This is a genomic window from Azospirillum sp. A26 (assembly GCF_042604635.1).
In the GTDB taxonomy this organism is placed as follows: domain Bacteria; phylum Pseudomonadota; class Alphaproteobacteria; order Azospirillales; family Azospirillaceae; genus Azospirillum; species Azospirillum palustre.
In genome coordinates, this window is record NZ_CP170476.1 from 461814 (window position 1) to 481089 (window position 19276).

The window sequence follows — 19276 nt, forward strand, 5'->3', positions numbered from 1 at the left end:
GCGCTTGGCTTATCGGGCGAGTGCCTGCCTCGCCCACGCCACCAGCGCCGGCAAGGGCATGGCGCCGGCGGTGCGGGCGATCTCGTGGCCGTGATGGACCAGGATCAGGGACGGGATGCTGCGGATGCCGAAGCGGGCGGCGAGGTCCGGCGAGGCCTCGGTGTCGATCTTGGCGAGGCGGATTTGCGGTTCGAGCTGGGCCGCGGCCTGGGCGAAGGCGGGCGCCATCGCGCGGCAGGGGCCGCACCAGTCGGCCCAGAAATCGATCAGCAGGGGCAGGTCGCCACGCTCGGCATGGGCGGCGAAACGGCGGGCGTCGAGCGCCACCGGCTTTCCTTCGAACAGGGCTTGGCCGCAGCGGCCGCATTTGCCGCCGCCGAGCCGGGCCGGGGGCACACGGTTCAGCGTGTCGCACTGCGGGCAGGCGACGTGAAGGCTGTCGGCGCCGGATTGGGCGCCTGTGGAAGACTGGCCTGACTCTCGGGCGGTGGACGGCATGGCGGGGCTCCTTCCCCTGACAGCGTTTCCACCGTCGATGTATGGGCGCCGTTGCGTCCGCTCAAGATCCGCCTGTGGACGGGCGCGCCTACTCCTGCCGGCCCATCAGGCCTTCCAGCTTTGCGAAATCCACATATTGCGCCGGCCGGTCCTTCAACAGGTCCGGGGACGCCAGGGCATTCTCCCGCGCGCATTCGGCGACGTAGCGGGCCAAGAGATCGCGCATGACCTCGGCCAAAGGCGTCTGCCGCTGGCGCGCGTAATTCTTGGCGACATCTTTGACTCTGCGGTCAACCCGCAAAGAGATCGTCGCCTTCTTTGGATGAAACGGATCTCCGATCATGACGATCCCCCACCAATCTTGCTGATCCACGTTATTTGGATATGCCGGATCGGTGGTGGATACAAGGATCCATGGGAAGACGGGCGATAAAACCTGGGGATGATAGAATGTGAATTTGTGTGGATAAAATTTCTGCCGGTTTTCTTCTCCACAGAATCTGTGGATAGATGTGTGCGCAAACTCCGAACAGAATCTTCCGCATCCTTCCGGCGGGCGCATCCGGCCTGTGGATGAGTGGGTTTGCCTATTTTTTGGGCGTATCGGGGGTGCCGGCGGTTCCCCATCCTCCGACCATCCGCAGCCGTCCGGCAGGCGAGAGGTCGGGCAGCACGAGCAGCACGGTCTGCTCCGTCAATTCGCCGATCAGGCGGCGCTTGGCGCGGGCCGCGGCGATCGCGGCGTTCAGGGAGTCGAAATCCACAGGCTCCGCCTGAAGCAGGCTGCGCACCCGCTGCCCCTCCTCGCGATAATCCTCGGTCAGCGCGTCATAGCGCGGGCGCAGCGGCTCGAAAATGGCGCGCAGGCGGGCGGCGTCGGCGTCGGACATGCCGGCGGCCACATGCTCGACGAAGCGGTCGGGCATCGGCCGGTAGGGCGGGGGCGCCGGCTTGCGGGTGGTGCCGACCAGCATGGCGGCCAGGAACAGGTTCAGCGCCAGCGACAGCAGCGCCAGCCGGCGCAGGCTCATCCCTTGCCGGAGGCGGGCCAGGAGGGAGGGCTGCGGGCGATGGGGGGCAATGAGGCCGCTCATCGGGGCTCTCCGTCGAACAGGGTGACGACCTCGTCGTTCAGCAGGGCCAGCTCCTGGCTGCGCGGCGCTGAGGGGAGCGGGCTGGCGAGATGGCCGGCGAACCAGCCCCCGGTCAGCCAGCCCAGCGCCAGCAGGGCGACGCAGAAGCCGGCCACTCTCCGCCGCGGCATCCGGCCGAGCAGCAGCATGACGACGCCCTCCTGCGGCACGGCCCGCGCCGCGGCGCCGACGGCGGACAGCAGGCGGGCGACGCGGGCGTCCTCTACCGGCGCTGCGGGAACCGTCAGCAGCCGGTCGAAGGCGGCGGCGTCCGCCTGGGCGGCGCGCAGGGCGGGGGATCGGGCGAGCGCCGCTTCGGCCTCCGCGCGCAGCTCCGCCGGCCAGCGCTGCGGCGAGGCGCCGTAATCGTCGAGGTGGCGGAGGAAGTCTTCGTCGGTCATGGCATCCTCCCTCACAGGATCTCGGAGGCGGTGAGCGCCGTCTTCAGCGCGGCGCGGGCGCGGGCCAGCAGCGAGGCGAAGGCGCTTTCGCCCATGGTCAGGATCTCGGCGGCCTGACGCAGGCTGAGCCCCTCCTGATGGAACAGCACGACGGCGGCGCGCTGGCGGTCGGGCAGGGCCGCCAGCGCCCGGTTGACCCGCTCGGCGGTCTGGCGCTCGGCGATGCGGGTCAGCGCGTCGGGGGTCTGGTCGGGCAGGTCGCCGGCATCCTCCAGCGGCGACCAGCCGGGGCGGCGGCCACGGTCGATGGCGAGGTTCATCACGATGCGGTAGAGCCAGGTGGTGAAGGCGGCGCGCCCCCCGTCCCAGCGCCCGGCATGCTGCCAGACCCGCAGGAAGGCTTCCTGCGCGATCTCGTCGGCGTCGGACGGGTTGCCGGTCATCCGCTGGGCCAGCGCCACGGCGCGGCGCATGTGGCGGGCGGCCAGACGGTCGAAGGCGGCGGCGTCGCCGCCGGCCACGCGGCCCATCAACTCGTCGTCCGTGTCGCTCGCCTCGACCACCGGGGCTCCGCTCATGCCGTGGGCGAGAACTATGCCCAAGAGGGCAAGGGGGTGCCAGCGTTGGGATTTCTCCCAACCCGGCGGTATCCCCTTCTCCCCCCTGGGGAGAAGGTCGGGATGAGGGGGTTCGGCCCAGCCGAAGAGATCCATGAAGCGGCTCCCCCTCACCCTAACCCTCTCCCCGGGGGGGAGAGGGGATCTTGGCGGGTGGAGTAGGGTCAGGGCTCCCATCCTGCGCCCCCCTATTCCGCGGGTGCGGCGATGGCGTGGCGGCGGTTGCGCCGCAGGGCCAGCCGTTCCAGCGTCAGATAGACCACCGGCGTCGTGTAGAGCGTCAGCATCTGGCTGACCAGCAGACCGCCGATGATGGCGATGCCGAGCGGGCGGCGGATCTCGCCGCCGGTCCCGAAGTCGAAGGCGAGCGGAACCGCGCCCAGCAGCGCCGCCATCGTCGTCATCATGATCGGGCGGAAACGGACCAGCCCGGCCTCGCGGATCGCCTCCAGCGGCGTCAGGCCGCGCTCGCGCTCCGCCTCCAGGGCGAAGTCGATCATCATGATGGCGTTCTTCTTGACGATGCCGATCAGCAGGATGATGCCGATCAGGGCCACGATCGACAGGTCGTAGCCGGTCAGGATCAGCGCGATCAGCGCTCCCAGCCCGGCCGACGGCAGGGTCGACAGGATGGTCAGCGGGTGGATCAGGCTTTCGTAGAGGACGCCCAGCACGATGTAGATGGTGATCAGCGCCGCCAGGATCAGCAAAGGCTGGCTGGAGGAGGATTGCTGGAAGGCGCGGGCGTCGCCCTGGAAGCCGGCGCGGATGCTGGCCGGCATGCCGATGTCCTCGGCGGCGCGCTGGATCAGCTCGGTCGCCTGGGACAGCGAGACGCCGGGGGCGAGGTCGAAGGTCAGGTTGGCGACCGGGAAACCGCTCTGGTGCTGGATGCTGGCGGCCTGGTTGCCGATAACGACGCGCGACACCGCCGACAGCGGCACCATGCCGCTGCGGCCCGCGACATAGATGCGCTTGAGGTCGTCGGGGCCGAGCGCCTCCGACGGCTCGACCTCCAGCACCACCTTGTGCTGGTTCTGCGCCAGATACATGGTCGAGACCTGCCGCTGGCCGAAGGCGTCGTAGAGCGTCGATTCCAGGGCGCTCAAGGACACGCCGAGCCGGGTGGCGGCGTCGCGGTCGACGATGACGTTGGCCTGGATGCCGCCGTTTTGGCGGTCGTTGGCGACGTCGACCAGCTCCGGCAGGGTGCGCATCTTGTCGACCAGCTTGGGCGCCCATTCGTTCAGCGCGGCGATGTCGGAATCCTGCAGGCTGTAGCGGTACTGGCTGCGGCCCTGGAAGCCGCCGACGCGGATGTCCTGCACCGGCGTCAGGTAGAGCTGCACCCCCGGCACCCGGCCGGCGCGCTGGCGCAGCCGCTGGGTGACGGTGGCGAGGTCGTCGCGCTCCGCCTTCGGTTTCAGGGCGATGAAGATCTGGCCGGAATAGGTGCCGCCCGGACCGCCGCCGCCGACGGTGCCGCCGACGCTCTCCACCGCCGGGTCGCCGGCCACCGCGTCCTGAAGCGCGCGCTGGCGCGTCACCATGGCGCGGAAGGAGATGTCGGGCGGCGGGTCGCTGAAGCCGATCAGCAGGCCGGTGTCCTGCTGCGGCACGAAGCCCTTCGGCACCTGCCCGTAGAGCCAGACGCTGACGCCGATGATGGCGAAGGTCGCCACCAGCATGGTGCGGCGGTGGGCGAGAACCCAGTCCAGCCCGCCGGCATAGAGACCAAACAGCCGGTCGCCGATCCAGGCGAGCGCGCGGGCGAGCCGGCCGGGGGGCCTGCGCTCGGCCTCCGGTTGCAGCAGGTGGGCGCACATCATCGGGGTCAGGGTCAGCGACACCACCGCCGACACGGCGATGGCGACCGACAGCACCACGGCGAACTCGCGGAACAGCCGGCCCTGGATGCCGCCCATGAACAGGATGGGGATGAAGACGGCGATCAGCGACAGGCTGATCGACACCACGGTGAAGGCGACCTGCCGGGCACCCTTCACCGCCGCCTCGAACGGCTTGGCGCCCTTTTCGATGTGGCGGACGATGTTCTCGATGACGACGATGGCGTCGTCCACCACGAAGCCGACCGAGATGGTCAGCGCCATCAGCGAGAAATTGTCCAGGCTGTAGCCGACGATCCACATCACGCCGCAGGTGCCGGCCAGCGACAGCGGCACCGAGGCGGCCGGGATCACCGTCGCCCACAGCCGGCGCAGGAACAGCGCCATCACCATCACCACCAGCGCCACCGTGACCGCCAGCGTCTTCTGCACGTCGTCGATGGAGGCGCGGATGGTCGGCGTGCGGTCGGTGCGCACCGACAGGCTGACCCCCGGCGGCATCCAGCCGCGCAAGGTCGGCAGCTCCGCCCGGATGCGGTCCACCGTATCGACCACGTTGGATCCCGGCTGCTTCTGGATGTTGATCAGGATGGCGCGGTGGCCGTCCTGCCACGCCGCGGTGCGGCTGTTCTCCGGCGCCTCGATCACGTCGGCGACGTCGCCGAGCCGGATGGTGGCGCCGTTCTTCTCGGTCACGATCAGCTTGCGGTAGGCATCGGCGCCGAACAGCTGGTCGCTGGCGCCGATGGACCAGGATTCATGAGTGCCGTCGAAGCTGCCCTTGGCGCCGTTGGCATTCGCCTGGGAGATGACGGTGCGGATCGATTCCAGGCTGACGCCCATGTTGGCCGCGGCGGCGGCGTTGACGCGCACGCGCACCGCCGTCTTCTCCGCCCCGTTGATGGAGACCTGGGCCACCCCCTCGATCTGGCTCAGCCGCTGGCCGATGATGCTGTCGGCCAGATTGTAGAGGTCGGCCGGGGCCAGCGTGGTCGAGGTCATGGCGAGCGTCATCACCGGCGCGTCGGCCGGGTTGATGCGCCGCATCTTGGGCGGGCTCGGCAGGTCGGCCGGCAGGTCGCCGCCGGCGGCGTTGATGGCGGCCTGCACGTCGCGTGAGGCCGCCTCGACATTGCGGTTCAGGTCGAACTGCACGACGACGGTGGTGCTGCCGAGCTTGCTGTTGGAGGTCATCTCCGACACGCCGGCGATGCGGGAGAGCCGGCGCTCCAGCGGGGTGGCGACGGAGGCCGCCATCGTCTCCGGGCTGGCGCCGGGCAGCGCGGCGGTGACGATGATGGTGGGGAATTCGACCTGAGGCAGCGGCGCCACCGGCAGGAAGCGGTAGGCCACGGCACCGAGGATCATCAGCCCGACCATCAGCAGCGCCGTGCCGACCGGCCGCCGGATGAACAGGGCGGAGAGCGAGGCGGCCGAAGCCAGGGGGTTTATGTTGAGGGAGGCCATGGCCGGCTACTCCGCCGCCGCCCGGCCGGGGGAGGTGTCGTTGCCCGGTTCGGCCGCGTCCTTCCGGCGCCAGGGCCGCAGCCAGCGGCCGAGCCGGCTGCCGAGACGGTCCATGTAGAGATAGACGACCGGCGTGGTGTAGAGCGTCAGCACCTGACTGAACAGCAGCCCGCCGACGATGGCGATGCCCATCGGCCGGCGCAGCTCCGAGCCGGTGCCGTTCTCCAGCGCCAGCGGCAGGGCGCCGAGCAGGGCCGCCATGGTGGTCATCATGATCGGGCGGAAGCGCAGCAGCGACGCCTCGTAGATCGAGCGTTCCGGCGCCATGCCCTGGTTGCGCTCCGCCTCCAGGGCGAAGTCGATCATCATGATGGCGTTCTTCTTGACGATGCCGATCAGCAGCACGATGCCGACCAGCGCGATCAGCGACAGGTCGTGGCCGGTCGCCATCAGCGCCAGCAGCGCGCCGATGCCGGCCGACGGCAGGGTCGACAGGATGGTGATCGGGTGGATCGTGCTCTCGTACAGCACGCCCAGCACGATGTAGACCGCGACCACCGCCGCCAGGATCAGCCAGGGCTGGGTGTCGAGCGAGGCGCGGAACTCGGCCGCCGTGCCGGCGAAGCGGGCGGTCGCGGTGTCGGGCATGCCGATGCTGTCGCGCGCCTGCTGGATCGCCGCCACCGCCGCCCCCAGCGAGACGCCGTGCGCCACGTTGAAAGACAGGGTGACCGAGGGGAACTGGCCCTGGTGGGTGATGACCAGGGGTGCGGTCTTGCGCTCCACCGACACGATGGCGTTCAGGGGAACGACCGTGCCGCCGCTGGCCTTCACATAGATCTTGGACAGGGACGCAGGGTCCATCTGGAAGGACGGCTCGACCTCCAGGATCACGCGGTACTGGTTGGTCTGGGTGTAGATGGTCGAGACCTGACGCTGGCCGAAGGCGTCGTAGAGCGTGTCGTCGATGGCCTGGGGCAGCACATGCAGGCGGCTGGCGGCGTCGCGGTCGATGGTGAGATAGACCTGCAAGCCGTCCGGCTGCTGGTCGGTCGCCACGTCGGTCAGTTCCGGCCGGGCGCGCAGGGCATCGAGCAGGCGCGGGGTCCAGCTTTCCAGCTCGCGCGGGTCGGCATCCTGCAACACGTACTGGTACTGGGTGCGGCTGACCCGGCTGTCGATCTGGACGTCCTGCACCGCCTGCATGAACAGCGAGACGCCCTTCAGGTCGCCGGTGGCGGCGCGCAGCCGGGCGATGATCTCCTCCGCCGAGGATCTCCGCTGGTCGCGCGGCTTCAGCGCGATGGTCAGGTTGCCGGTGTTGGTGGTGGCGTTCACCGTGCCGGTGCCGACGAAGCTCGCCACCCCCGCCACGTCGGGGTCGCGCCGGACGATGTCGGCGACCTCGCGCTGGCGCTCCGCCATCGCCTTGACCGAGATGGAGGGGGCGGCATCCGTGACGCCGATGATGACGCCGGTGTCCTGCTGCGGCAGGAAGCCCTTGGGCACCACGTCGTAGAGGTAGAGGGTGGCGGCCAGCGTGGCGATGGTGAAGACCAGCGTCGCCGGCTGGTGGCGCAACACGAAGCGCAGCGAGGCGGCATAGCCGTTCAGCAGCGCGTCGAAGCCGCGCTCGGTCCAGCGGAACAGGCCGTTGGGCTTGGCTTCGGCCTCCGCCTTCAGCAGGCGGGCGCACATCATCGGCGTCAGCGTCAGCGAGATCACCGCGGACACCAGCACGGCGATGGACAGCGTGATGGCGAACTCGCGGAACAGCCGGCCCACCACCCCGCCCATGAACAGCAGCGGGATGAACACCGCGATCAGCGACAGGGTCAGCGAGACGACGGTGAAGCCGATCTGACGGGCGCCCTTGAGGGCCGCCTGCAACGGCTTCTCGCCCTTCTCGATGTAGCGGACGATGTTCTCGATCATCACGATGGCGTCGTCGACGACGAAGCCGGACGCGATGGTCAGCGCCATCAGCGACAGGTTGTCGAGGCTGAAACCGCACAGCGCCATGATGCCGAAGGTGCCGATCAGCGACAGCGGCAGCGCCGCCGCCGGGATCACCGTCGCCCACGCCTTCCGCAGGAACAGGAAGATCACCAGCACCACCAGCCCGGCGGTCAGCACCAGAGTCTTCTGCACATCCACCACCGAGGCGCGGATGGTCTCCGTCCGGTCGGTCAGCACCGCCATGTGGATCTGCGGCGGCAGGCTGGCCTGGAGCGAGGGCAGCAGCTTGTGGATGCGGTCCACCGTGTCGATGATGTTGGCACCGGGCTGGCGCAGCACGTTCAGCAGAACCGCCGGCTTGCCGTCATGCCATGCCGCCAGCCGGGTGTTCTCCACCGAATCGACCACGGTACCGATGTCGGTCAGCCGCACCGGGCCGCCATTCTTGTAGGCGACGATGATCGGGCGGTAGGCGGCGGCATTCTCGATCTGGTCGTTGACGCCGATGGACCAGGACTGGCGCGGGCCGTCGAAGCTGCCCTTCGGCGCGTTGACGTTGGCCTGGGTGATGGTGGTCCGCACATCCTCCAGCGTCAGGCCGAGACCGGCGACGGCGGCCGGGTTGACCTGCACGCGGACGGCGGGGCGCAAGCCCCCCTCGATCCCGACATAGCCGACGCCGTCGACCTGGGACAGCTTCTGCGCCAGCAGCGTGTCGGCGGCGTCGCTGACGGTCTCCAGCCGCAGGCTGTCCGAACTCAGCGCCAGCACCATCACCGGCGTGTCGGCCGGGTTGACCTTGTCGTAGACCGGCGGGTTCGGCAGCCCCTTGGGCAGCGTGCCCGACGCGGCGCTGATCGCCGACTGCACGTCCTGCGAAGCGGCGTCGATGTCGCGGGTCAGGTCGAATTGCAGGGTGATGACCGACAGCCCGAAGGAGCTGGTCGACACCATCGAGGAGATGCCGGCGATCTGGCCGAGCTGGCGTTCCAGGGGTGCCGTGACCGAGGAGGCCATCACGTCGGGGGCGGCGCCCGGCAACTGGGTGGTGACGCGCACCGTCGGGAAATCGACCGTCGGCAGCGAGGAGATCGGCAGGGTGCTGTAGCCCAGCAGGCCCAGCAGCACCACCGCCAGCATCAGCAGGCCGGTGGCGACCGGCCGCAGGATGAAGGGGGCGGAGATGTTCATGAGGGCTGCCGCCCCTCACGCGGGGCGGGCTGGCCGGGAGGGGTGCCGGGAGGGGCGCCGCCGTTGTTCTCGCGCTGCTGCTGCCGTTCGCGCCGCCGTTCCTCGCGCGCGGCCGGGTCACGCGGCTGGCGGTCGGCGGGGGCGGCCTCCGGTGCTGCGGCGGGGGTGGAACCGGCGGGGGCCGCCGAGGCGATGGGCTCGACGATGCGGATCTTGGATCCGGGCTGCAAACGGTACTGGCCGTCCACCACCACCCGCTCGCCGGGGGTCAGCCCCTCCTCGATGATCGCCTTGGTCTCCTCCTGGCGGGCGACCTTGATCGGGCGCTGTTCCACCGTCATGTCGTCCTTGATGACATAGGCGTAGGTGCCCTGCGGCCCGCGCTGCACCACGGTCGCGGGCACGGTGGTGGCGCCGCGGCGGATGGTGGCGAGCAGGCGGACATTGACGAACTGGCCGGGCCACAGCTTCTGCGGGTCGTTCGGCATCTCGGCCTTCAGGCGGATGGTGCCGGTGCCGCTGTCGATCAGATTGTCCACCACCGACAGCTTGCCGGTGTCGAGCACGCGGCGGCCTTCACGGTCCTGCGCCTCCACCGTCACGGGGCCCTGCGCCTGAGCGGCGAGCACTGCCTGGAGCTGTTTCTCTGGCAGGGTGAAGAGGACGGCGATGGGCTGGATTTGCGTGATGGTGGCGATGCCGTTCTGGTCGCTGGCCCGCACCACGTTGCCCTGGTCGACGTTGCGCAGGCCGATGCGGCCGCTGAGCGGGGCGGTGACGGTGGTGTAGTTCAGCTGGACCTGCACCGCCTCGATGGCCGCCTCGTCGGCGCGGATCTGCGCCTCGTACTGGGCGACCAGCGCGCGCTGGGTGTCGACGGTCTGGCGGGAGGCGAACTCCTTCAGGTTCATGTTGCGCTCGAGGTCGCGCCGCGCGTTGGCGAGTTGCGCCTCGTCCTGCGCCTTCTTCGCCTGGGCCTGGGCAAGCTGGGCCTGGAGCGGGCGGGCATCGATGGTCGCCAGCAGGTCGCCGGCCTTGACCAGCTGCCCTTCCTGAAGCGAGACGCGCTGAAGCTCGCCATCGACGCGGGCGCGCACGGTGACCGTGTTGAAGGCCTGGACCGTGCCGATGCCGTCGAACCAGATCGGCACGTCCTCGCGCGCAACGGTGCCGGCCTGGACCGCCACCACGTTGTTGCGCGGGCCGCCCGGACCACCGCTTGGACCGCCGCCGGGAGGGCCGCCCGGCTGTGTCGCCGCCGGAGGGGACAGCTTGTGCTGAACCGCGTAGCCGACGCCGCCGACCAGTCCGGCAAGAACAACGCCGGTGACCACCGGCTTCCAACGAATCGTCATGACCTGTTCCGACGCTTGTCCCGACATCCGACCGGACGGCGTCTTTGGCCGCCCTGGTCTTTCTGTCCGTCCCTGATACGGGGCGGCGGGGCGGATTCGTCGGGAGCGGCGAAGATTTTTTCGGGAGGCCTGCCGCCCTTTCCGGAATGAGGGGAGGGGTGAACAGCATTGTCGCGTCACATACGCGAATAGGTATTGAAGATAAGAATCATTTGCATTATCAGGGCCAATAACTGCGAATGATTCTTATTCGTGCCGGGGGCAATCGACGTGAAGAGACAAGTGGACGGCGGCCGGATGTCGCGCGGGGCGGCGTTCGGCGCCATGGTGTTGAGTGGGCTGATGGTGCCGGCGGTAGCGGGGGCGCAAAGCACCGGCGCCACCACCAGTGGCGCCGCGGTGCAGATGCCGGCGGTGACGGTGACCGGGCAGGGGGAAACGGCGCTGACGCCGGTGACCGGCTATGTCGCCAACCAGCAGGCGACCGGCACCAAGACCGACACCCCGCTGATCGAGACGCCGCAGTCGATCTCCGTCATCCCGGCCGACCAGATCCGCGACCAGAATGCCCAGACGCTGAATCAGGTGGTGCGCTATACCGCCGGTGTCACGGCGGAGACCCGCGGCGCGGTGGCGACCCGCTATGACCAGCTGAAGATCCGCGGCTTCGATGCCGACACCTATCTGAACGGGCTGAGGCTCCAGTCGCTCTATTACGCGGCACCGCAGATCGACCCCTATCTGCTGGAACGGGCGGAGGTGCTGAAGGGCCCGACCTCCGTGCTGTACGGGCAGGCGCAGCCCGGCGGCCTGATCAATCAGGTTTCCAAGCGCCCGACCGCCACCGCGCTGAACGAGGTCGGGATCGAATACGGCACCGACAACCATTGGCGCGGCACCGCCGACTTCTCCGGCCCCATCGACAAGGACGGCAAGTTCCTCTACCGCCTGACCGCCGTCGGCCTCAGCGAGGACGGCCAGATCCGGATGACGGAGAACGAGCGCATCGCCGTCGCGCCGTCCTTCACCTGGAAGCCGGATGCCGAGACCAGCCTGACCCTGCTGGGTTTCTACCAGCACGATCCGAAGGGCAACTCCTATGGCGGCATCCCGCCGCAGGGCACGGTGCTGGCGAACCCGCTGGGCAAAATCCCGGTCGATTTCTATGACGGCGACCCGAATTACGAGAAGTTCGACCGCCGTCAGGCCTCGGTCGGCTACGCCTTCGACAAGAAGATCGGCGACGCCTGGACCGTCCGGCTGAACGGGCGCTGGCTGAACGCCAAGGTCGCCTATGACAGCCTGTACGCCAATGGCCTCGACACCGACAACCGCAGCCTCTTCCGCGGTGTCGCCACCTCGCGGGAGGAGATGAACGCCTACGCCTTCGACAACCAGATCGAAGGGCGCTTCGCCACCGGTCCGGTCGGCCACACCGTGCTGGCCGGCGTCGATCACCAGCGGCTGGACGGCCATTACACCGCCGGCTTCGGGATGGCGCCGTCCATCGACGTGTTCAACCCGGTCTACGGCATCGCCGTCACCCCGCCGGCGGTCTACCGCACCGACATCGACGGCCGCCAGACCGGCGTCTACCTTCAGGACCAGATGAAGCTGGGCGGCTTCGTCCTGACGGTCGCCGGCCGCCGCGACTGGGCGAAGACCACCTCGACCACCGCGTCGGGCAGCAGCACTCAGTCCGATCAGGCCTGGACCGGCCGCGCCGGCCTGACCTACGTCTTCGAGAACGGCATCGCCCCCTATGTCAGCTATGCCGAATCCTTCACGCCCAGCAGCGGCGTCGATTTCGGCGGCAAGCCCTTCAAGCCGGAGGAGGGGACCCAGTACGAGGTCGGCGTGAAGTACCAGCCGCCCGGCCTGAACAGCCTGTTCACCGCGGCAGTGTTCGACCTGACCCGCAGCAACCTGCTGACCAGCGACCCCGTCCACCCCGGCTTCTCCATCCAGAGCGGCGAGGCGCGGTCGCGCGGCGTCGAGCTGGAGGCCAAGGTCGGCGTCACCAAGGAGCTGGAGCTGATCGGTGCCTACACCTACCTCGACACCAAATACACCAAGGACAATGACGGGCTGCAGGGCAAGCGCCTGGCCGCGGTGCCGCGCCATCAGGCGTCGGCCTGGGCGATGTACCACATGCCGGAGGGAACGGCGCTGACCGGCCTCGGCGTCGGCGCCGGCCTGCGCTACACCGGCAGCACGGCCAACACGGCCAACACCTTCAAGGTGCCGTCCTTCACCCTGGTCGACGCCACCGTGTCCTACGATCTGGGCGCGCTGTCGCCGAAGCTCCAGGGGGCGGAGGTCACGGTCAACGGCAAGAACCTGTTCGACAAGGAGTATGTCGCCTCCTGCTACTATGGCGAGTGGTGCGCCTACGGCTATCGGCGGACGGTGACCGCCGGCCTGCGCTATCGCTGGTAAGCCACCGTTGCCGTCCCTCCTCCCCCACTGGCCAAGGAAGCCGTCATGACGCCTGCGAGCCTGCGGGGCTGGCGCCTCGTCCACCGCTGGACCAGCCTGATCTGTTCGGCGAACCTGCTGATCCTCTGCGTGACCGGGCTGATCCTGGTGTTCCACCACGAGATCCAGCATCTGATGGGGGAGGATCTCGACAGCAGCTATACCGAGGGGCAGGCCCGCCTGCCGCTCCAGACGCTGGTCGACATCGCGCAGAAGGCCGACCCGGCGCTGGTGCCGAAGCTGCTGTCCTTCGATCCGGAGGACAAGGCGGTCAATTACATCTATCTGGGCAAGCCGGAGGAACGCGGTTTCGACCTGGGACGCTGGGTGGTGCTGAACGGCTTCACCGGGGCCAACCAGATGCTGAAGCAGCCGGAGGAGACGCTGGTCGGCTTTCTTTTGAAGCTGCATGTCGACCTGTTCACCGGCTTCGCCGGGCAGATGTTCGTCGGGGTGATGGGGCTGCTGTTCGTGGTCAGCACGGTCAGCGGGCTGGTGGTCTACGGCCCCTTCATGAAGAAGCTGGCCTTTGGCATCCTGCGCTGGCGCCGGGGAACGCGGATCGGCAACATCGACCTGCACAATCTGTTCGGCGTCGCGACGCTGGTCTGGGCCTTCGTCGTCGGGCTGACCGGCGCCATCCTGTCCTTCTCGCCGCTGATCACCGGCTATTGGCAGAAGACCGAGCTGGCGGCGATGACCGCCCGCCATCCCGAACCGATGACCGGGCCGGCGGTGCCCATCGACCAAGTGGCCGCGGCCGGGCTGGCCGCCTTCCCCGGCAAGGATCTGGCCTTCATCGCCTATCCCGGCAACGAATATGCCGGCAGCCGCCATTTCAGCGTGCTGGTGCGCGGCCACACCGAACTGACGCAGCGGCTGCTCAGCGTCGCGCTCGTCGATGCCGAGACCGGCGTGGTCGCCGAGGCGGCCGGAACGCCCTGGTACATGACGGTGCTGATGCTGTCGGGGCCGTTCCATTTCGGCGATTACGGCGGGCTGCCGTTGCAGATCATCTGGGCGCTGTTCACCATCGTCACCGGCGTGGTCACGGTGACCGGCTTCGTCGTCTGGCTGAAACGGCCGCGGGCGCGGTCGGCATCCGACAGAAGTGCATCGGGCGCCAAGCTGGGGAGTAAGGCATGAGCGGGATTTGGCGCGTTCCGGCCACGCTGGCCGTGCTGTCCATTTTCGGATTGGCCGCCGCCATCCTGGGCGACGGCATCTGGGACTGGCTGTGCTGGGCGACCCTGTCGGTGCCGCTGGCCGTCTGCGCCGTCAAGCTGTGGCGGCAGCGGCCGGGCGGGCCGGCCATGTGAGGGAGAGGGGCGAAAGGAAAGATTTTCACCTGTCAGTTTTTCTTGACGGTATGTCGGCCCACCTGTAAGTAAATCCTTACTGGTGGGTGGCGGAGCGGACATGACCTGCAGCGGCGACCAATTGCTCGAGATGCTGTCGGCGCTGGCGAACCCGCACCGGCTGCGCATCGTGGCGACGCTGAGCACCATGGGGCGGACCTATGTCAGTCAGCTGGCGCGCGAGATCGGCATCAGCCGTCCGCTTCTGCACCTTCATCTGCGGAAGCTGGAGGAGGCGGGGCTCGTCACCAGCCGGCTCGAGGTCTCTCCGGATGGAAAGGCCCTCAATTTCTTCGAAGTCGCCCCGTTCGCGATCGAGCTGACACCCACGGCGATTGCCGAAGCCGCGCCTTCCCTGACCGCAACCAGCAGACATTCCGACTCCTGAAGGAGCGCCCGATGACCGGCAGAGAATCCTATTTCCTTCTCGTTACGATCCTCGTCCTGGTGACGATCCTCCTGATTTTCGCGATGAAGTATTTTTCGTCGGCCCGTCGGGGCCGGGCACAGACCGCCGGCGAGGCGGCATACCGCGACCTTGCCGAGAAGACGCTCAAGGCGCAGGAGGAACTGACCGCGGCCCTGGTTTCGATCAGGGGCAGCGTCACGCAGATCGAGGGGCGGCTCGCCGGGGTGGAAAAAGTCCTGAAGGACGTCGGGTGATGGAGCCGCAGTCCGATAAGGAGGATCGCAGGCAGATGCTGCGGATGCGGACGGCCTGCCTCGTCGAAGGCGGCACGCTGATCCTCCTGCTCTTCGTGGCCGTGCCGTTGAAGCATCTCGCCGGTTTTCCCGATGCGGTGAAGGCGATGGGGCCAGTCCACGGCCTCGCCTTCCTGACCTATTTCTGGATGCTGACCCGGATGGTGTCGTCCGGCGGCTGGTCGCGGGGCGAGACGATCAAGCTGTTCGCTGCCGCCATGGTGCCCTTCGGCGCCTTCTTCAGCGCACGCACCCTGACCCGGCGGGCGGCGCTCGCCTCCACCCCGTGAGGCGCAGCCATGATCTACCTGTGGCTGAAGGCGTTCCACATCGTCTCGGTGACGGTCTGGATCGGCGGGATGTTCGTCGCGGCCATCGCCGTGGCCGCCCTGTCCGCCCCGAAGAGCCTGCCCGGCGTGCCTGGGCCTGCCGGCATCGCCCAACCTGACATCATCGGGGCGGTGCGGCGTTTGGACCATTGGGCGACCTCGCCGGCGATGCTGCTGGCCTGGCTCTTTGGACTGGCGGTGGCGACCGAAGGCGGCTGGTTCGGCGCACGCTGGCTGATGATGAAGCTGGTGTTCGTCGTCGCCCTGTCCGGCCTGCACGGGATTCTGTCAGGCACGCTCCGCAAACTTGCCCGGCCCGATGGGCGGCCTTCGCCGGCATCGGGCCACGCGCTGCCGGTCATCGTCGGCGCGGTCGTCGTGATCGTGCTTCTCGTGGTCCTGAAACCGCTCTGAGAGGCTGTACTGTATCACGCCCCCATCACGCCCGGATCATGACGACTGCCGATTCGGGTCTGACAGGCTCCTCATCATGTCGATGAAGCCCGACGGCGCGTCGTCGCCGAGGCAGAGCTCCAACATCCGATGGGCGTCCACGGCTTCCAGGGCGGCGCGGGCGAACATCGGCTCCTCATAGGCGGCAAGCGCCGCCTCGACGTCGCCGGGATGCCGAACCAGGGCGTCGGCCAGTTCGGCGCCGTCCAGCATCGCCAGATTGGCACCTTCGCCGGACGGCGGCATCAGGTGCGCGGCATCTCCCAGCAGCGTCACGCCGGGAACCCGCCGCCAGCGGTGTCCGATGGGAAGCGTGTGGACCATGCGGGGAACCGGCGGCGTGTCGCCCCCGGCGATGAGGGCGGTCAGTTCCGGCGCCCAGCCGTCGAACTCCGCCGCGATGAGCTTCTTCGCCGCCGGAGCGGCGAAATCGATCCCGGCGAACCACTCCGCCGGCCGCTTCAGCTCGACATAGACATGCAGCACGTCTCCGGCCTCCCGATGGGCGAAGATGGCTCTGCCCGGCGCGAGGGCGAACATCGCTCCGGCGCCGACCGCCGCCGCGGACCGGGGATGCCGGCTGTCCACATCGTGCAGGTAGGTCTCGATGAAGGTCGCGCCGGCATAGCGGGGCGTGGCATCGGACAGCAGCGGCCGCACCCTGGACCATGCGCCGTCCGCCCCGACGAGAAGGCCGGCGGTCGCGGTGCTTCCATCCGCGAACAGGACCTCGTGCCGCCCATCTCCGAGGGGCGAGACGCCGGCGAGTTTCCTGCCCCACCGCACCGTGCCCTCCGGCAGGGAGTCGAGGAGCAGCCTGCGCAGATCGCCGCGCAGGACTTCGGGACGTCTGTGCTGCCCGTCGTCGGGCATGTCGATGAGCACGCTGCCGGTCCGGTCCAGCACGCGCGTCGCCTCGGCGCCTTCATGGATGATCGACCGGAACGCCTCGGTGAGGCCGGCGGCGGCGAGCGCACGCTGGCCGTTGTGGTCGTGGATGTCGAGCTGGCCGCCCTGGGTCCGGCTTTCCGCCCCGGCCTCCGCCTCGTAGACGATTGAGGGGATGCCGTGGACATGGAGGACGCGGGCCAGCGTCAGTCCACCCAATCCAGCACCGATGATGACGACGGCTTGCTCCATGGCGCTCTCTCCCTGCTCTGGAACGACGTTCCATGACTATTCATTGGAACGTTGTTCCAGGCATGTCAAGATGAGACATGGACCCAAGACCCAAGACTCCCGAGCGGCGGGAGGATGCGCTTTCCAAGGAGCGGATCGTTGCGTCCGCCATCGGGCTTCTCGATGAGGAGGGGGAGCGCGCCCTGACCTTCCGCGCGCTGGCGAACCGGTTGTCGACCGGAAGCGGGGCGATCTACTGGCATATCCCGGACAAGGACGCGCTGCTTTCCGCGGCAACCGAGACCGTGCTGTCGCGTGCGCTGGCCGAAACCGCGGGCGGGTCCGATCCGGCGGACGCCCTGCGCGCCATCGCTCTGAGCGTCTTCGACGCCATCGAGGCGCATCCATGGATGGGGACCCAGCTCGCCCGAGAACCGTGGCAGCCGGCCATGGTGGAGGTTTTCGAGCGCAGTGCCGCGCAGTTCGATCTGCTGGGCGTTCCGCGCGGGTCGCTTTTCCACTGCGTGTCGGCGTTCGTCCAGTATCTGCTGGGCAGCGCCGCGCAGACCGCGGCTGCGGCGCGCCACAAATTCCGCGCGTCGGAGCGGCCGGCCGTCCTTGCTGCAATCGTCGAGCGCTGGACCCGGCGCGATCCTGGGGAATACCCGTTCGTTCACCTGCTGGCGGAGCAGGTGCGGACGCATGACGAGCGGGAGGCGTTCCTCGCCGGCCTTGACCTGATCCTGGCAGGGGCGAAACCCGCGCGGTAGTGCCGTGAAGTCAAAAGTGGAGCGGCGGCGGGGCGGCTTCCTGCCGTCCCCGCCGCCGCTCCATTTTACTGACCGATCTTCACTTCATCGACGGGAAGGCAAACTGGGCGCCTTCGCGGACGCCGCCGGTCGGCCAGCGCTGGGTCACGGTCTTGCGGCGGGTGTAGAAGCGCACGCCGTCCGGACCGTAGGCCGACAGATCGCCGAACAGCGACCGCTTCCAGCCGCCGAAGCTGTGATAGGCGACCGGAACCGGCAGCGGCACGTTGATGCCGACCATGCCGACCTTGATCATGTCGCTGAAATAGCGGGCGGCCTCGCCGTCACGGGTGAACAGGCAGGTGCCGTTGCCGTATTCGTGGGCGTCGATCAGGTCCATGCCCTCCTGCATCGTCTTGACCCGGACGAGGCAGAGCACCGGGCCGAAGATCTCCTCGCGGTAGATGGTCATGTCCGGGGTGACGCGGTCGAACAGGCAGCCGCCGAGGAAATTGCCGTTCTCATGGCCGGGCACCACCAGCCCGCGGCCGTCCACCGCCAGCTCGGCGCCCTCGGCGACGCCCTGGTCGACGTAGGCCTTCACCTTCTCGTAATGGGCGCGGGTGACCAGCGGCCCCATCTCGCAGCCGGCCGAGGTGCCGGCGCCGACCTTGAGGTCGTGGAGCGCCACCGACAGCTTGTCCTTGAGCCGGTCGGCCACCTCGTCGCCCACCGCCACCACGACGGAGATCGCCATGCAGCGCTCGCCGCAGGAGCCGTAGGCCGCCCCCATCAGCGCGCTGACCGCGTTGTCGAGGTCGGCGTCCGGCATGACGATGGCATGGTTCTTGGCCCCGCCCAGCGCCTGTACCCGCTTTCCATGGGCGGTGGCGGTCGCATAGACATATTCGGCGATGGGGGTGGATCCGACGAAGCTGACGCCCTGCACCCGCGGGTCGGTCAGCAGCATGTCCACCGCCTCCTTGTCGCCGTTGACGACGTTCAGCACGCCCGGCGGCAGCCCGGCCTCCAGCGCCAGCTGGGCGATCAGCAGGGCCGAGCTCGGGTCGCGCTCCGACGGCTTGAGGACGAAGGTGTTCCCGCAGGCGATGGCGATCGGGTACATCCACAGCGGGACCATCGCCGGGAAATTGAAGGGCGTGATGCCGGCGACGACGCCCAGCGGCTGGAATTCCGACCAGCTGTCGATGCTGGGGCCGACATTCTTGGAGAACTCGCCCTTCAGAAGCTCCGGCACGCCGCAGGCATATTCGACATTCTCGATGCCACGGGTCAGCTCGCCGAAGGCGTCGTCCAGCACCTTGCCGTGTTCCTGGGTGATGAGCGCGCAGACGCGCTGCGCATTCTCCTCCAGCAGCTGCTTGAAGCGGAACATGACGCGGGCGCGCTTGGCCGGCGGCGTCGCGCGCCAGGCCGGGAAGGCGGCCTCGGCGGCGGATATCGCCTCCTCGACCGTCTTGCGGCTGGCGAGCGCCACCTGACCGGCGATCTCGCCGGTGGCGGGATTGACGATGTCGGCGGTGCGGCTGTCGGCCGGGGCGTCGGTCTTGCCGCCGATCAGGTGCGGAACGATGGGCATGGAGCGCTTCCTGGGGAGAG

General features: G+C 68.7%; 18 protein-coding genes. 8 read left to right on the forward strand and 10 right to left on the reverse strand.

Annotated features, from left to right (window positions below; all coding sequences use genetic code 11):
- Positions 1-9: 9 nt before the first annotated feature.
- The 8 genes from trxC to ABNQ39_RS33045 form a co-directional block, all read right to left on the reverse strand.
- Positions 10-498 carry a thioredoxin TrxC gene (gene trxC, locus ABNQ39_RS33010; protein ID WP_376966507.1) on the reverse strand — a complete coding sequence of 163 codons (489 nt, stop codon included), beginning with the start codon at positions 496-498 and terminating at the stop codon, positions 10-12.
- 88 nt (positions 499-586) lie between these two features.
- Complete coding sequence (locus tag ABNQ39_RS33015; RefSeq protein ID WP_109048527.1) at positions 587-841, reverse strand: hypothetical protein; 255 nt, start codon at positions 839-841, stop codon at positions 587-589.
- A 244-nt stretch (positions 842-1085) separates the two neighbouring features.
- Positions 1086-1592: a periplasmic heavy metal sensor gene (locus ABNQ39_RS33020; protein ID WP_376966510.1), complete on the reverse strand. Its 507-nt coding sequence runs from the start codon at positions 1590-1592 to the stop codon at positions 1086-1088.
- Positions 1589-2032 (reverse strand): hypothetical protein, encoded by a 444-nt coding sequence (locus ABNQ39_RS33025; RefSeq protein WP_376966512.1) that lies wholly within the window; start codon positions 2030-2032, stop codon positions 1589-1591. Before ABNQ39_RS33025 ends, ABNQ39_RS33020 begins: the two co-directional genes overlap by 4 nt.
- 11 nt (positions 2033-2043) lie before the next feature.
- Positions 2044-2610, reverse strand: coding sequence for an RNA polymerase sigma factor (locus ABNQ39_RS33030; RefSeq protein ID WP_376966514.1), 567 nt, complete (start codon positions 2608-2610; stop codon positions 2044-2046).
- A gap of 227 nt (positions 2611-2837) precedes the next feature.
- Positions 2838-5963, reverse strand: coding sequence for an efflux RND transporter permease subunit (locus ABNQ39_RS33035; RefSeq protein ID WP_376966516.1), 3126 nt, complete (start codon positions 5961-5963; stop codon positions 2838-2840).
- Between the two features lie 6 nt (positions 5964-5969).
- Complete coding sequence (locus tag ABNQ39_RS33040) at positions 5970-9113, reverse strand: multidrug efflux RND transporter permease subunit (protein WP_376966518.1); 3144 nt, start codon at positions 9111-9113, stop codon at positions 5970-5972.
- Positions 9110-10468 carry an efflux RND transporter periplasmic adaptor subunit gene (locus ABNQ39_RS33045; protein WP_376966520.1) on the reverse strand — a complete coding sequence of 453 codons (1359 nt, stop codon included), beginning with the start codon at positions 10466-10468 and terminating at the stop codon, positions 9110-9112. Before ABNQ39_RS33045 ends, ABNQ39_RS33040 begins: the two co-directional genes overlap by 4 nt.
- A gap of 270 nt (positions 10469-10738) precedes the next feature.
- Between ABNQ39_RS33045 and ABNQ39_RS33050 the strand changes: the two genes are divergently transcribed.
- The 7 genes from ABNQ39_RS33050 to ABNQ39_RS33080 all read left to right on the forward strand — a co-directional run bounded on the left by ABNQ39_RS33050 (position 10739) and on the right by ABNQ39_RS33080 (position 15749).
- Positions 10739-12907, forward strand: a complete 2169-nt coding sequence (locus tag ABNQ39_RS33050) for a TonB-dependent siderophore receptor (RefSeq protein ID WP_376966522.1) — start codon at positions 10739-10741, stop codon at positions 12905-12907.
- Positions 12908-12952: 45 nt separating this feature from the next.
- The gene (locus tag ABNQ39_RS33055) at positions 12953-14092 is read left to right on the forward strand and encodes a PepSY-associated TM helix domain-containing protein (protein WP_376966524.1); all 1140 of its coding nucleotides are present in this window, start codon (positions 12953-12955) and stop codon (positions 14090-14092) included.
- Positions 14089-14265, forward strand: a complete 177-nt coding sequence (locus tag ABNQ39_RS33060; protein WP_376966526.1) for a hypothetical protein — start codon at positions 14089-14091, stop codon at positions 14263-14265. The genes ABNQ39_RS33055 and ABNQ39_RS33060 overlap by 4 nt, the downstream gene beginning before the upstream one ends.
- A 100-nt stretch (positions 14266-14365) precedes the next feature.
- Positions 14366-14692 (forward strand): ArsR/SmtB family transcription factor, encoded by a 327-nt coding sequence (locus tag ABNQ39_RS33065; protein ID WP_376966528.1) that lies wholly within the window; start codon positions 14366-14368, stop codon positions 14690-14692.
- An 11-nt stretch (positions 14693-14703) separates the two neighbouring features.
- Positions 14704-14967 (forward strand): hypothetical protein, encoded by a 264-nt coding sequence (locus ABNQ39_RS33070; RefSeq protein WP_098735714.1) that lies wholly within the window; start codon positions 14704-14706, stop codon positions 14965-14967.
- 35 nt (positions 14968-15002) lie between these two features.
- Entirely contained in the window at positions 15003-15296 is a 294-nt protein-coding gene (locus ABNQ39_RS33075) for a DUF3817 domain-containing protein (protein ID WP_376966530.1), read from the forward strand.
- Positions 15297-15305: 9 nt separating this feature from the next.
- Positions 15306-15749 carry a CopD family protein gene (locus ABNQ39_RS33080; RefSeq protein ID WP_376966532.1) on the forward strand — a complete coding sequence of 148 codons (444 nt, stop codon included), beginning with the start codon at positions 15306-15308 and terminating at the stop codon, positions 15747-15749.
- A 36-nt stretch (positions 15750-15785) separates the two neighbouring features.
- On the opposite strand, the gene ABNQ39_RS33085 is transcribed toward ABNQ39_RS33080, so the two are convergent.
- Positions 15786-16928, reverse strand: a complete 1143-nt coding sequence (locus tag ABNQ39_RS33085; RefSeq protein ID WP_376966534.1) for an FAD-dependent oxidoreductase — start codon at positions 16926-16928, stop codon at positions 15786-15788.
- A 77-nt stretch (positions 16929-17005) separates the two neighbouring features.
- Between ABNQ39_RS33085 and ABNQ39_RS33090 the strand changes: the two genes are divergently transcribed.
- On the forward strand, positions 17006-17677 hold the full coding sequence (locus ABNQ39_RS33090; RefSeq protein WP_376966536.1) for a TetR/AcrR family transcriptional regulator: 672 nt from the start codon (positions 17006-17008) through the stop codon (positions 17675-17677).
- A gap of 79 nt (positions 17678-17756) precedes the next feature.
- Here ABNQ39_RS33090 and ABNQ39_RS33095 read toward each other — a convergent pair whose 3' ends face one another.
- Positions 17757-19256: a CoA-acylating methylmalonate-semialdehyde dehydrogenase gene (locus ABNQ39_RS33095; protein ID WP_376966538.1), complete on the reverse strand. Its 1500-nt coding sequence runs from the start codon at positions 19254-19256 to the stop codon at positions 17757-17759.
- Positions 19257-19276 lie beyond the last annotated feature (20 nt).